This window comes from Rhodovastum atsumiense (assembly GCF_937425535.1).
GTDB lineage: Bacteria > Pseudomonadota > Alphaproteobacteria > Acetobacterales > Acetobacteraceae > Rhodovastum > Rhodovastum atsumiense.
In genome coordinates this window covers 125,980-138,749 of sequence record NZ_OW485604.1, presented here as the reverse complement: position 1 = coordinate 138,749, position 12,770 = coordinate 125,980, and the positions used below count along the sequence as shown (strand labels likewise).

Genomic DNA, 12,770 nt, shown 5'->3' with positions numbered 1-12,770 from the left:
GTCCGTGTTCAAGGTTCCAGCTCGCACCTCGAAGCATAACCGGAGATCGACGATGGCTCCCCCCCCTTGGGGGGCCCTCGGCTGCTACACCACGGTCTGGGACACGGCCCCAGGGGGTGCCGGTTTCCTGCGTGATCCACCGCCGCTTTCCAGCGTGGTGAGGTGCCGGTTTCGAGCGTGATCCACAGCCGGTTTGCTCCGTGCTGTACATGCTCCGCTAGGAACTTGTCCCGCAGCACTTCCAACTCGGTGCGCAACCCAGCCGCATTGGCTGCCCGGTCCTGTGCCAGGCGGCCGAGGAATGCCCGGGCTGCGATGCCATGATTTGCCCGCGCGGCCGCCTGCAGGTAATCGGCAAACGATACCGGATCCGGTTTGCCGTGGAGGTCCTGGAACACCCCCATGTCCGCGCCCGCGTCAGCCGGCAGGTTCACCAGCCGCACCTCGAGCCCGGCCATCACGCGCTTTCCAGCCTCACCCATCTTCTGCGCCAGCGTGATTTCGCCGGTACTCAGGAACAGGGCCCGCCACGACTGGCGCGGCCGTGCGGCACCGTTGCGGGAAGCACGTTGCTTCCCGGCCTCGTTGGCCAGCATGTAAACCACATCCCCGACCTCGCGCCCGTCAGCCTGTCCCATCTCGTCCAGAATCAGCAAGGTGTCGGTGGTCTCCGCCGCGATGCCCTCCAGGCCGTTCGCCGTGCCACGCCACGGATGCAACTGTGCGTCGGCGGTCGGCTTGCCCCAGACGCTCGCTGCCACCACAGCCGCCGTGCTCTTGCCAGTGCGCGAGGCACCGACTAGGTGCAGCCCGCCGGATGACTCGCCCAACACATCCAGCAACGGGCCGGCGAACGCTGCCGCGAGGAACAGACCTAACAGGGTGATGGCAAGGATTCCTTCCACGAGTTCACACAGGGACCGCTGCCGCGCTCTGACGTGACGGTTACAGGCGGGGCGGCACTAATGGCAGCAGCGGGGGCGACCAATATTTGGTGCCGGAAGCCATGCGCGATGACGGCGGCGGCACGCTGATTGCGCCACAGGGTTGCGGCACGATTATAAGCCCAGAAAACGGGCCTCCTCGCCACGGTGCGCAACCGTGCCGGAAACGCTCGTTTGTGGAACGATTGGTGCACGCAGAGGCGTCCATGAAGCAGGCCGGGCGCGCCGATCGCCCAGCTACAGCAAGCCGCCGATCATAGCCGTGCCTGTGTGAACTCGTGGACGGAATCCTTGCCATCGTCCAAAATGCTCTAAGCGCGCAATGTGGCCGCCGGCTCGTCTTCCCCGGCAAGGAGCCGCTGCCGGAGAAGGCTGCATCGCTCGCGAAGCACGCGGACGCCATCGGCGACCTCTGCCCGCATCGCGGCGGCGCCCACAATCTCGGCCTCGCGCCTGTCGAGATCCGCAGTGGCTTCGGCGATCGGCACGCGGGTGAACTCCACGATGGCTCTGTCGAGGGCCGCAGCTTGGTCTTTGGCCGCGCCGACGAAGGCGTTTCGAAGCGTGATCCGCATTTGCGAAAGCAGGCGCTCCCGTTCAGCCTTCTTGCTCTCCTCGCGTGCCTGAAGGCCGAGATCGATTAGGAACGCTGCGACTGGCATCCACTTGGCCGCGTTTCCCGCAAACCTGGCTAATTTGCCCGCCGTCTTCGTCGCTCCCCACGGCTTGAATTTGTGGCCGATGAATTTGGCAACCTGAAGGACGACTTCCTTGACAGCGTCAGGGCTTTTTGCCGCCGTCTCGAGCCCTTCCTTGACTGGCGACACCGCGCCTTTCAGCAGCTTGAGAGTGAGCGTCCACTCCCCGGGCCTGCGGGCCGTGATCTCCACAGAGGCCCGCGCAGCCTGGTTCTCGCCGGACCTGCTCAGCCCGGAGGTCACCTCCGCGCTACGCCGGTCAGCGGCGGCCATCGCTTCCTGCACGTCGGATTCCGCTGCAGACCAGATGGACTCCATCTCTGCCTCGGCCTGGCCCAGCGCCGCGTCGTAGATCTTTCCGATGTCGTCTTCGGTTAGCACGTCCGTCACCTGCGCGAGGGCGTGCTCTGTCTGTGACATCACCGCTGAGTGGGCCCGCTTCGCGCAGGTCCCGCGGATCTCGGCCAGCCGCGCATGGAGTTCGGCCAGCACGCGGCGCTGACGCCGCACCATCTCCACGCCGACGCGGTCATCCTCGGTCTGCGTCTCCGCCCCGACGACAGCATCAAGCGCCTCGTCAGCGATCTGCAGCGGCGTGCGCAGCCGCCCCATCGCGCCGGACTGCTCGACGAAGGCGTTGATGCCGGTCACGAGCTCGTCGATTCGGCTCTGCCGCAAGAATCGCGCCTGCAGCTGCTCTGTGGGCTGCTCCGCCGCCTGCAGGAACTTCGCTGCGGCGCAGAGGAAGATCGGCACGTCCTGATGAGGGCCGAGGACCTTCTGGACCTCCGCCAGCAGCGTCTCCTGCGGGTTCGTCTCTCGGTCCATCTTGTTGATGACGATCGCAGTCTTGCCGACAAGTCCCATGCCTTCCGGGTCGAGGACGAAGCGGAGGTGGGTCGCCAGCCGCGGGTTGAACAGCTCGTTGGTTACGACGAAGAGGACCAGGTCCGCGCACACAGTCGCGCGGCGCGAGATGCCGTCATGCGCGTTGGGACCGCCATCCGCCTGGATTCCCGGCGTGTCGGTGAGGTGAAGTCCCCGCCACTCCACGGATTGCTCCTCCGTGGTCGCCACGTCCGCGTCGATGAGGACATCGGCACCGGTGAGCGCCTTGATGATGGACGACTTTCCGGCGCTGAACTCGCCGATCAGGGCGATGCGCAGTGGAGCCTCGAAGCGCAGCCTGCGCAAGGCGTCGGACAGGCGGGCGTCTGTGGCTTCCTTCCCGGGCGGGGCCGCAAGCGTGATCAGCCCCGCGGTGTCCGCCAGGATCCCCTCGGCTTCCCGGAAATAGGCCGAATACAGGAGCGTCATGCCACTTCCTCCAACATGATGCGCATGTCCAGCAGGCGCTCGGCGAGCTGCAGGTTGCGCCCGTCCGGGCCCGCGAGGGCCGCGACGTCCATTCCTTGGGGCGGCGTGGCGGACACGCCGCCGTCGCGCCGCAGCTGTGCCCTGCAGCCTGGAACTCCCAGCGCACTCTGGATCCGGTCCTTTGTGGTGCCCTCGACGTCAACGGCGTCCACCGCGACAACTCCGAGCGCTCCCGCGATCACGGCGGCGGGCGTGCCGCCCGGGCCAAAGCAAAGCTCGAGCGCGTCCGCCTCGTCCTCGCACTGCCGCTCCAGCAGCACCTTCGCCCTGTAGCCGGGCGAGAGGACTGCGCGGAGAACACGCACTCTGCCGTCCGCACAGGCCGGCACGCACGTCCGGAAAACATCCTCGGCGACGCTGGAAGTCGTGCGGTCGGTGGCCGCGTCCAGCTCGGACAGGCAATTCAGGACGGCCTCGGCCAGCGCGGCGGCTGACCGGCGCACCGGCGTCGTCGCGGAAATCGTCATTTGCTCGCAGCCTGAACGAGTGCCGGCGAGCCACCTCTCGCATTCCTTCTCGACGGCCTGGTGGTCGCGCCACACGCGTTGCCGGAGCTGGGCGACGATCTCGCTCTTCTTTTCGAAGAGGCCCCGCTTTGTGGAACTCTCCCACACGTCGGTTCCCTTCCGCGTGATCTCCTCGGCGGCGGTCGCCACAGTGGCGGTAGCGACCGCCGCCGCGGCCAAGGCCACCCAGCCTGTGGGGTTCCAGAAATTCGCGATACCCCATATGGCCAAGGCTCCGGCGCCGCTGCCTGCTACGGCCCGCGCCCCCGCGCGGACATACTTGTTCCGCTGCGACGCTGCCGTCGCGTCGTGGTACGCGTCCAGAAGCCCACCGAGATCCTCCGCTCCAGCCGCCGAGTGCTCGAAGGCAGCCGCGCGCATGTCCTCCGCAAGCTCGCTGGAGAAGTCTTTGGCTGCCTCCGACAGGAACCAGCTGCCTGCGTTTGTCACCTCGTTCTCTTCGAGGAGGCGCTGCCACCGTCTCTGCAGGTCGGTGCCGCGTCCCGCCGTCGAGATCACCTCGTCGACAACGCCGGGGATCCCGTCGCTCGCCGCCTGGAATCTGCCGCGGAGCGCCGGGAAGCGGCGCTTGGCCTTGGCCTCGGCCCGGCGCGCGCCGGCCCTGATGGCCGCTTCCAGATCCCTGCACTGGTCGGCCAATTGCTGGAAGGCGGTCGCGAACGGCAAGAGCTCCTCGCGCAGCGTCCAGACATGGCTGAGCAGAAGGTCCCGCGGAGCACGCAGGCGAGCTGGCAGCGCTTCCCCCGCGATGAACGACGCAAGCCTTCCCTCCACTTCCCTAAGGCGGCTGCCACGCTCCAGCCGCAGGCGGCGCTCCGGGTCCCCCTCAGGGCCGGCGGCGCAGCGCCCCATCCATCCGGCACGCGCGTGCACGGGAAGAATCCTCGGCGGGGGCATCGAGAAATGGCGTTGCAAGTATCCGGCAATGCGCCGGCTGTGCCCGTCAATCTCCTGGCTGCGGAAAACCGATGCCGGAGACTGTTCGAGAAGGTCGAGATCCTCGTCGTTAGTCTTTACGTTGAGGATGACTGTGATCCCCTTGCCCTGTGTCCGGATGAGCCCGAACCGGGACAGCTCATCCGCGGTCGCTTTGTCATCGGTCAGCACGAAGAAGATATGGTCAGCTCTCTCCACGTGGGCTTCCGCCATGGCGGCGAGCGCGTCGCCCTCATAGCCTTCGATCCCAGGAGTATCGATGACCCTCAGGGTCGGGACAGCGGGTGGGCCATCTCCGTTCCCAGCGGGAAAGTAATAGGAGGTAACCTCGGTGGTTGTGTGCTGGCGGCCCTTGCCGATCGCCCGGCCGTCGCCGTGCACGAGCGCCTCCATGAGCGTGCTCTTGCCGACCCTCGTGCGACCGAACAGCAGAACCGTGACGTATCGGGCGTCGTCCCTGAGGTACGAGAACGACCTCCCGAGCCTGTCCGCAGTGGTGGCGATGAGATCCTCAAGGCTCCGGCTCGCTGCCTCCCGATGCGACATGAGCGCCGACGTCAGCTGCTGGGCCTGCTCGTTGTTGTCAGGGACCGCTATGACCTGTCCGCGGGCGAGCCTTCGGGCGAGCGCGTTGAGCGCCTCGAGAACCGTATCGCGGTCTGGAACCGTTCTGTCCAGCGCGTCGACCGCGGCCTGTGCCGCCGCTGCAAGCGATTCCTGTATGAGAGCCGTCTCCATTACGCCGGCATAATATCGACGTGCCGATAAGCCGCAAGCGTTGCGACCCTAGCATTACAGTTGCATTTTTCGTTTCAGATGCGAGCGTTGTGCAGCGGCTTGGTGGGCGCGTCGCCAGAGCGACCAGGCGATAACGTGTGCGGGCTGGATGCGTCGTTGCGCAAGACGTGTGGCGACGCGTCGGATTTCCTGCATGGACCAGCGGATGAGCTCGGCAGGTTTGTTGCTGTCCGCAGGATTGTTTTTGGGGGTGGCAGGCAGTTGGCATGGTGGCGGATGGTCGCCAGCATGGCGAAGGCAAGCATCACCAGGGAGACGTGGCGGTGCCAACCGTGCCAGGACCTGGTTTCGTTGTGGTCGAGACCGAGCTCGTTCTTCGTGGTTTCGAAGCTGTCCTCGATCGTCCAGCGCTGGCCTTCGACGGTCACCAACCTCTCGATGCCGGTTCCGGCCGGGCACCAGGTGGTGAAGTAGGCATATTCGCCGTCGGTGATGTTGCGCCGGATCAGCAGACCGCGGGTCCAGAGCCCACTCTGGCTATCGTCGTATTCGGCCGCCTTGAGGTCGGCCAGTTCAAAGTAGGCCCAGTCATAGAGCCGCGCTCCCTTGGTGCCCGCGCCCGCCGAGAGGCGCTTCCAGGCGGAGGGGGCAAGATCCTTCGCAATGTCTTCGGCGGTGCCCGATATCTCCGGCTTGCCGATCCAGGACTGGAAGGTCTGGTTCGATTTGACGCCGAGCACGTAACCCTTGCCCGCCTTGCGCAGCGCCATCTCGATCTCGCCCACGCCGTAGACCGTATCCGCCGCCACCCAGGCAAACGGTACGCCTGCGGTAATGGCTCGCCTGATCATCTCCATCGCCAACCGCGGTTTGGTGGCAAAGCTCACCCCGGGCGGCACATGCGCGGCCGTAAGGCGCGCCGGGGAGTCGGTCCAGGCTTTCGGCAGGTAGAGGGCACGGTCGATGAAGGCGTGGCCATGGCGCGACACGTAGGCGGCGAACACCCCGATCTGGCAGTTCGTGATCTTGCCCGCCGAGCCGGTGTATTGCCGCGCCACCCCGCAAGACGACTTACCCTGCTTGAGGAAGCCGGTCTCGTCGATCACCAGCACCGCTTCCGGGTCGGCCAGCGTCTCCAGCGCATAGTCGCGTACAATGTCGCGCAAGGCGTCGGCGTCCCAGCGACCACGACCGAGAATGGCCTGTTGCCGCCAGGGGCCCGAATCGCCTGCCGCCTCGGCACGCATCCAACCGGTCTTGCGCCGCTCAGGCCCGAGCAACCCATCCAGGAACTGCCCCGCAGAGGCCGCCACCCGGTCCTGCGTGAACAGAGAACGCATGCGGGCTTTCACATCCCGCAGCGACGACGCCCAGAGTTCGAGCGTCGTCTCCATGCCTGCACTGCTCATCCGTTCCTCCCACCAGCGCATCACACATGGAGAGGGAACAGAAAAAAGCAACTGTAATGCTAGCCGGGAAAATTCATGAGAGTTGGCGGGCACGGGGACAAGCCGCTGATTTGATGTAGGAATCGGGTGTCGACGCCAACTCCCATCCGATCCCGGACGCACCATGCCCGCCATCACCGAGCCTACCCCCATCCTACCCGGCCTGTCACCGATCTGCGGGCGACCGATTGAGGCGCGGTTCGACGCCGCGCTGATGTCCTCCGATGGCGGCCTGCTGGTACTGCGGGAAGTCGAGCAGCGCCTGGGGATCGCCCAGCGCCTCGCCGCCTGCATCCATGACCCGCGCACGCCGGGGCGCATCGTGCATGGCCTCGACGAGATCCTCCGCTTCCGCATGCTGATGATCGCGGCGGGCTACGAGGGCGGCAACGACGCCGACAGCCTGCGCGCCGACCCGCTGTTCAAGTTGGCGATGGACCGGCTGCCTGAACATGGCGACCTGTGCTCGCAATCGACCGTCTCACGCACCGAGAACCTGCCCGACCGCCATGCCCTGCTGCGCATGGGCCGCGCCATGGTCGACCACTATTGCCAGAGCTTCCGCCAGGTGCCGCGCACGCATTGTGCTCGACATGGACGACAACCTTCGATGCCGTGCATGGCGGCCAGCAGCTTCGCCTGTTCAACGTCCATCACGAGGAATACGGCTTCCAGCTCATCGTGGTGTTCGACGGCGAAGGGCGAATGATTGCCACCCTCCTGCGTCCAGCCAGTCGCTCAACCGGCCGAACGATCGTGTTCTGGCTCCGGCGCCTGCAGGCGGGGCACCACGAACAGGCGGCAGGTATCGGCTTCCGTGTTCACACGCGGCGACTCTTCGGGCGGAACGAAAGCGTTCCGGATGCTGAACCTCGGCTTGCGGCCACCATTTCACGTCCAGTCGTTGCCGTACTGGATTCAAATGTCGCGCAATATGGCTTGGCGGGCAACCGGACGTAAGCAAGGGAGGCTTGCCCTCATCCGTTGTCCTCACCCACTCCAAGGGGAACAGCTCCAGTGAACCGGGACAGTGTCATACCAGCCGCCCAAAGTGTTGACTCTTATGTGAGTTTTCGAATTGGCGTTGGTTTGGTTCACTCTGGTCGTCGGGTCAAACGACGGGAGGGGGCATGGGCCGGGCGGTGACGATCACGCGACGGGAGTTCGATGCGGCTGACCTGCGGCGCGAGGCGTCGCGCACGCGGGATGGGCGTGTGTCGTGTCGCTTGCTGGCACTGGCGATGGTCCTGGAAGGCGCTTCACGGGCCGAGGCGGCGGCGGCCGGCGGGATGGACCGGCAGACGCTGCGGGATTGGGTGCACCGCTATAATGCGGAGGGGATTGCCGGACTGGCAGACCAACCGCGCGAAGGCCGGCCACCTGTGCTGACAGCGGAACAGATGCAGGAGCTGAAAGCGCTGGTGGTGGCTGGTCCGGAACCGGAACGCGACGGTGTAGTTCGCTGGCGCTGCATTGACCTCCGCGAGCAGATCGCCGCCCGCTACGAGGTGGACATCCATGAGCGTACGGTTGGCAAGCTGCTGCATCGGCTGGATCTGGTGCCCCTGAAGCCGCGGCCTTGCCATCCCAAGAAAGATGCTGATGCCCAGGAGGCTTTCAAAAAAACTTCGCCGACCTGGTAACCGCAGCGCTGCCATCGGGTGCCGCCGACAAGCGGATCGAGATCTGGTTTCAGGATGAAGCCAGGGTCGGACAGCAAGGTACGCTGACCTACGTTTGGGCGCCGCGTGGTTCGCGTCCGGTGGCGGTACGCGATAATCGTCATGACTCGGCCTACCTCTTCGGTGCCATCTGCCCCGAACGAGCTGTTGGCGCCGCGATCATCATGCCGGCGGTCAACAGCGAAGCCATGGCCGAGCATCTGATCGAGATCAGCCGTCAGGTGGCACCCGGCGCGCACGCTGTGTTGGTCTGCGATGGGGCCGGGTGGCACCAGCCCAGCCAGCGTCTGCCCGTTCCCGACAACATCAGCCTGCTGCGCCTGCCAGCCTACGCGCCGGAATTGAACCCGATGGAAAACGTCTGGGAATATCTGCGGGCCAACAAGCTCAGTCTGCGCGTATGGAACAGCTACAATGCCATCCTGGCCGCGTGCCTGGATGCCTGGAACTTTCTGATGGCTACCCCACACACCATCAGGTCCATCACTCACCGTGCCTGGGCATCGGTCAAAATTTAAGGCGGCTGGTATCAGCTCCACAGACAGCCACCCGTCCACGATTGCCTCCACGATATCCGCAACGACCAGTAGAGCCATCTTTTGGTAAGACAGCCAGCAGCAATGCCATCAGCCAAGTCGGTCAAAGCGTGATCCGCTCCACCTCATCGAGCGAGACCTGTTCGCCGCGGCGGTCATAGAGCTTGGTCGTGCGCGCGCTGGCATGGCCCGCCATCGCCTGCGCATGCTCCAGCAGTCCGCCATTTTCCAAATAGGCGGTGATGCCGCGCGCCCTCCAGGAATGGCAGCCGATCCGGGTGGCGACGCCGGCGGCCGTGGCCCGGCGCCCGATCATCCTGTAGACGTCGGGCTGCGTCATCGCCGCCGCCGTCAGCCGGCCCGTCCGGCCCGCGGCGGTGCGGAACAGCGGGCCGCGTGTGTCGGCCTCGATCCCGGCCGCCGCGAGGTAGGCGTCGAGCCAGTCCTGCAGCGCGTGGTGGCAGGGCATCTCGTGATACCGGCCGCCCTTCTCGCGCAGCCGCACCCACCAGCGCCGGCCGACGGGGTAGTAGTCGCCGACGCGCATCGCCGTCGCCGCGCCCACCCGGGCGAAAGTGTAGAACAGGGTGCCGATCAGCGCCCGGTCACGCAGCCCGACGACGCCGTCGGTCGGGATGGCGGCGAGCAGCGCCTTCGCCTCCTCTCGCGTCGGCATCCGGGTCTTGCCCTTGGCCACGCTGTGCTTCGGCCCGTGCACTGCGGCGGCGGGGTTGTGCGGCACCACCTGGCCGACCACCAGCCAGTCGAACAGCATCCTGATCGCCGCGAGCCGCTGCTTTACGCTCGGCGCCGACAGCCCCGCCTGACCGAGGCTTTCGACCCAGACCGCCACGTGCATCGGCCCGATGGCGGCCAGCGCCAGGCCGTGCCGCCCGCACCAGCCGAAGAAATCCGACGCCGCGCGGACGTAGGCCGCCCGCGTGTTGGCGTTGCGGATCTGCGCCGCGAAGAACTCCACGTAGCGCTGCACGACCGCCTCGCCGGCGTCAACCACGAGCCCGGGCACGACCGACGCTCCGGGGAAGGCAGGGGAGCGGTGGTCGGCGAGGACCAGGTCATGCGCCATCGGACGGCTCCCGATCGCGGTCGCCCATCCGCGTCGGCGGTGCGTCCCGCCGCTCGGCGTTGTAGGCCGCGAGCTCGGCGTCGATATCGACATCCGTCAGGCCGGCGGCGCGCGCCGCGGCCTTGGCTTCGGCGATCGCCTGCGCCAGCTCACCCGGCTGTGCAGGTCGGTAGGACCACCGCGCGATCATCGGTCACCTTCCGGCTCACCCCGGCGCGCACGATCCGCGGCAAGCAGCGCGTCAAGCAGGGCCGGCGCGTGGCGGAAGTTGGTGGCGCGCAGCGCGGCGAAGGCTGCGGCCAAGTCGAGCAACCCCTCGGCCGCGGCGTCGGCCAATACACCGAGGGTGCCGGTGACCCGGAAGCCTTGCTGGCGTGCCACGGCGACCCCGGCGCGGTCGTCGATCAGGAGCAGCCCGGCGCCGAGGGTGTGCGCCAGCGCGATCGCGGCGCGTTCGCCGGGATCCAGTCGCCGCAGATCCTCGGTCGGCTCGGCAGAGTCTGGATGCACCGCGAGCCAGGGCGGCGGGGCGGCCGCCCATGCGCGCACCGCGTCCGGCGCATTCGGGTGACGCAGCTCGTCGGCAACGGTCGTGGGGACCGACACTGCACCGAACAGCCGGGGCAGCACCTCGATGTGGCCGATGAGGACGAGGTAGTGCAGCGGACCCGCGTCCGCGACGACGATGCCCGGCACGGCTCAGGCGCGGAACGCTCGCAGGTCTTCGAGGTCACGCTGGAGGTCCTCCGGCGTCACCGGCTCGTAGACGCCGCGCGTCTTGAGGAAGGCGTCAAGCTCGTGGCGGGTCGCGATGCCGAGGGTCTGGCGCAGCTCATAGGCCGTGAGGGTGCCGACCTGGTAGGCCCGGATGGCGAGCGCCTCCAGGGCTTGGCGGTCGAGCGCGGGACCGGGGCCGCCGAGCTGGTCGGCGAGCACGGCCGGGATGTGCACGGTCACGATGCGGGCGTCGTCGGGCATGGGGAGCCTCCAGGGTCGGACCCTACCTGCGGCGGTGCGCCGGGGCAAGGCTTAGCGCATTATAAAGGACGTTATCATGCGTGACATCCGGGAGTAAGATGATGCCCTGAAGTTGCAGGGGAAGAATGATGGCGCGTCCAAGCTACACCCCGGAACTGATCCACGAGCTGCGCCTTCGGGTGATCTCTCATAACAAGGCCTGCCAGGGCCCTCCTGTGAAGCTCAATGAACTGAAGATTCGCTACACGCGGGCGTTCAGCCACACCGGTCAGCACGACAAGGCACTGGCGAAAATTGATAGCTACCTTGCGGGCCTTGCCAAGGCTGCAGATAATTCTTCGGCAATTTTGGAACAGCTGGCTATCAATTATCTTGGTATCGCGTTAGCCGGTGCTGCTTTGCAAAACGTACTGGCCAACACCGCGCGCTACCGCGCAGGGCATGAAGCCTATGGCCGCCCTGCCTCGCGACGTGACAAGCTGGAGGCAGCCGCCAAGGCGGCCCGGCGCCTGCACGCTCACCTCCTGGACATAGATCCGCGACTGCTGCTGCAGGCGATCGGGCCGGCACAGCTGCCGCTCGACGGTCGTCCGCCCGAGACCGTTGAGTTGGAAGGCTTGAAACTCACCAAGCCGGTCTTCAGTCGTGCTCCGGAGCTTCTGGAGCGACTGGGCATCTGCCTGGACGTATTGGGCAGTTTGGCGCGGGGACTGCCGGATGTGGCGGCCGCTCAGGGTGAGATACGCCGTGGCGCTCCAGAGACGCCGGATCCACTGATGTTTGGGATTGAAGGCCTTGCCCACCTCTGGGCACGGCACCACGGTGCGCCGCCGTCCACGGTCAGCGCGAAGCACGGCCAGTTCGGCGCCTTCGTGTTCGATGCGCTGGCATTGCTAACCCCGCCCTTTCACAGAGCTGAGATCGGCACGGCTCTGCGGCATTTCGGGGAAGCGAACCGCCAACGGGCCGCTCAGCACGAACAGTAGAAGCACGAGCAGTCTGAATTGCCGCCGACGAGTTTTCCTGAATTTCTGCAGCGCTATTCACTGGCGGGCAGCTGGGCGCGGCGCGATCGATGACCCATGCCAACCGCACGCTCCCGCCCTGTCCGCAGGCCTCAGGCCGAAACCGATGGTATGCAAGGTCATGACGTGCCGCTGGGCGCTGTGGCGTTTCCTAGCTGGCCGGCATCAGCACCACCGATACGCCGCGGCTCATCACGGCGGAGTCGGTCGGCCGGCGCAGGGGCTCCGAGCACCCAGATCAGCAGCCGCAATTTCTACCGTTTCGACAAGACCGAAGATGTGCTGTTCAGCTTAGTTGCTGCTGGTCCGGCCATCTCCAAAAGTACCGCTCAGTGGCAGTGAAGTCTTCCGCTCTACGTCGCAGGCCACGCGCTCCTGGCGGCCGGCGAAGCGGCATGCCGGTCCAGGAACAGAGCAATGAGCGTGCGGGCGATGCCGGAGCGATGCCCGCACCGGCGAGTCCACCGACCGGTGGCGAGAGCACCGCGGCGCCGGCAGCAGCGCCGGCGCTTCCGGCGCTGCTGCCGGCGCGTGAGGTGCGGCGGATCTTCGGCCGCTCCGACCGGACGATCCGACGCTGGATCGAGAGCGGGGTGCTCGTGCCGGTGCGGCTGCCGGGGTGCCGTTCATTGTTTTTCCGCAGCGACGACATCGCGCGGCTGCTGCAGGTCCGGCTGGCCGACGCGGCGCTGGCGCGGGCTGGTGCTGCGGGAGCGGCGGTACGGAAACCATAAGGAGGAGCCTGCAGGTTTCATTGCAGATTTTTACTGAAGAGTTTTGTTGCTAATACGTAA

At 66.5% G+C, this 12,770-nt stretch carries 10 protein-coding genes and 2 pseudogenes; 4 read left to right on the top strand and 8 right to left on the bottom strand.

Features of this window, described 5'->3' with window-relative positions:
• Positions 1-8 precede the first annotated feature (8 nt).
• The 4 genes and pseudogenes from NBY65_RS31485 to NBY65_RS31470 form a co-directional block, all read right to left on the bottom strand.
• Positions 9-905, bottom strand: a complete 897-nt coding sequence (locus NBY65_RS31485) for a DUF927 domain-containing protein (protein WP_408895596.1) — start codon at positions 903-905, stop codon at positions 9-11.
• A 350-nt stretch (positions 906-1,255) separates the two neighbouring features.
• Positions 1,256-2,959, bottom strand: coding sequence for a GTPase domain-containing protein (locus NBY65_RS31480; RefSeq protein ID WP_150045789.1), 1,704 nt, complete (start codon positions 2,957-2,959; stop codon positions 1,256-1,258).
• Complete coding sequence (locus tag NBY65_RS31475) at positions 2,956-5,220, bottom strand: GTPase (RefSeq protein WP_150045790.1); 2,265 nt, start codon at positions 5,218-5,220, stop codon at positions 2,956-2,958. The genes NBY65_RS31480 and NBY65_RS31475 overlap by 4 nt, the downstream gene beginning before the upstream one ends.
• A gap of 230 nt (positions 5,221-5,450) precedes the next feature.
• Positions 5,451-6,629, bottom strand: a pseudogene (locus tag NBY65_RS31470) (IS701 family transposase); the annotation flags it as partial.
• A gap of 172 nt (positions 6,630-6,801) precedes the next feature.
• Between NBY65_RS31470 and NBY65_RS31465 the strand changes: the two are divergent.
• Positions 6,802-7,445, top strand: a pseudogene (locus tag NBY65_RS31465) (transposase); the annotation flags it as partial.
• A 353-nt stretch (positions 7,446-7,798) separates the two neighbouring features.
• Positions 7,799-8,868 (top strand): IS630 family transposase gene (locus NBY65_RS31460; protein WP_150045196.1). Its coding sequence is split into 2 segments (ribosomal slippage): positions 7,799-8,285 and positions 8,285-8,868, totalling 1,071 coding nucleotides; the frame shifts between segments, so codons are not numbered across the junction.
• A 121-nt stretch (positions 8,869-8,989) separates the two neighbouring features.
• Here the strand turns inward: NBY65_RS31460 and NBY65_RS31455 are convergent.
• Genes NBY65_RS31455 through NBY65_RS31440 form a run of 4 tightly spaced genes read right to left on the bottom strand, consistent with a single transcriptional unit; the run spans position 8,990 to position 10,951 of the window.
• Entirely contained in the window at positions 8,990-9,973 is a 984-nt protein-coding gene (locus NBY65_RS31455; RefSeq protein ID WP_150045197.1) for a tyrosine-type recombinase/integrase, read from the bottom strand.
• Positions 9,963-10,163: a hypothetical protein gene (locus tag NBY65_RS31450; RefSeq protein WP_150045198.1), complete on the bottom strand. Its 201-nt coding sequence runs from the start codon at positions 10,161-10,163 to the stop codon at positions 9,963-9,965. Before NBY65_RS31450 ends, NBY65_RS31455 begins: the two co-directional genes overlap by 11 nt.
• Positions 10,160-10,669: a DUF3368 domain-containing protein gene (locus NBY65_RS31445; RefSeq protein WP_203330723.1), complete on the bottom strand. Its 510-nt coding sequence runs from the start codon at positions 10,667-10,669 to the stop codon at positions 10,160-10,162. Before NBY65_RS31445 ends, NBY65_RS31450 begins: the two co-directional genes overlap by 4 nt.
• 3 nt (positions 10,670-10,672) lie before the next feature.
• Positions 10,673-10,951, bottom strand: coding sequence for a UPF0175 family protein (locus tag NBY65_RS31440; RefSeq protein WP_150045199.1), 279 nt, complete (start codon positions 10,949-10,951; stop codon positions 10,673-10,675).
• 125 nt (positions 10,952-11,076) lie between these two features.
• On the opposite strand from NBY65_RS31440, the gene NBY65_RS31435 reads away from it, so the two are divergent.
• Together NBY65_RS31435 and NBY65_RS31430 are read left to right on the top strand one after the other, a co-directional pair.
• Entirely contained in the window at positions 11,077-11,937 is an 861-nt protein-coding gene (locus tag NBY65_RS31435; RefSeq protein ID WP_150045200.1) for a hypothetical protein, read from the top strand.
• Positions 11,938-12,371: 434 nt separating this feature from the next.
• Positions 12,372-12,710, top strand: coding sequence for a helix-turn-helix domain-containing protein (locus tag NBY65_RS31430; RefSeq protein ID WP_150045201.1), 339 nt, complete (start codon positions 12,372-12,374; stop codon positions 12,708-12,710).
• The last annotated feature ends 60 nt before the right edge of the window (positions 12,711-12,770 follow it).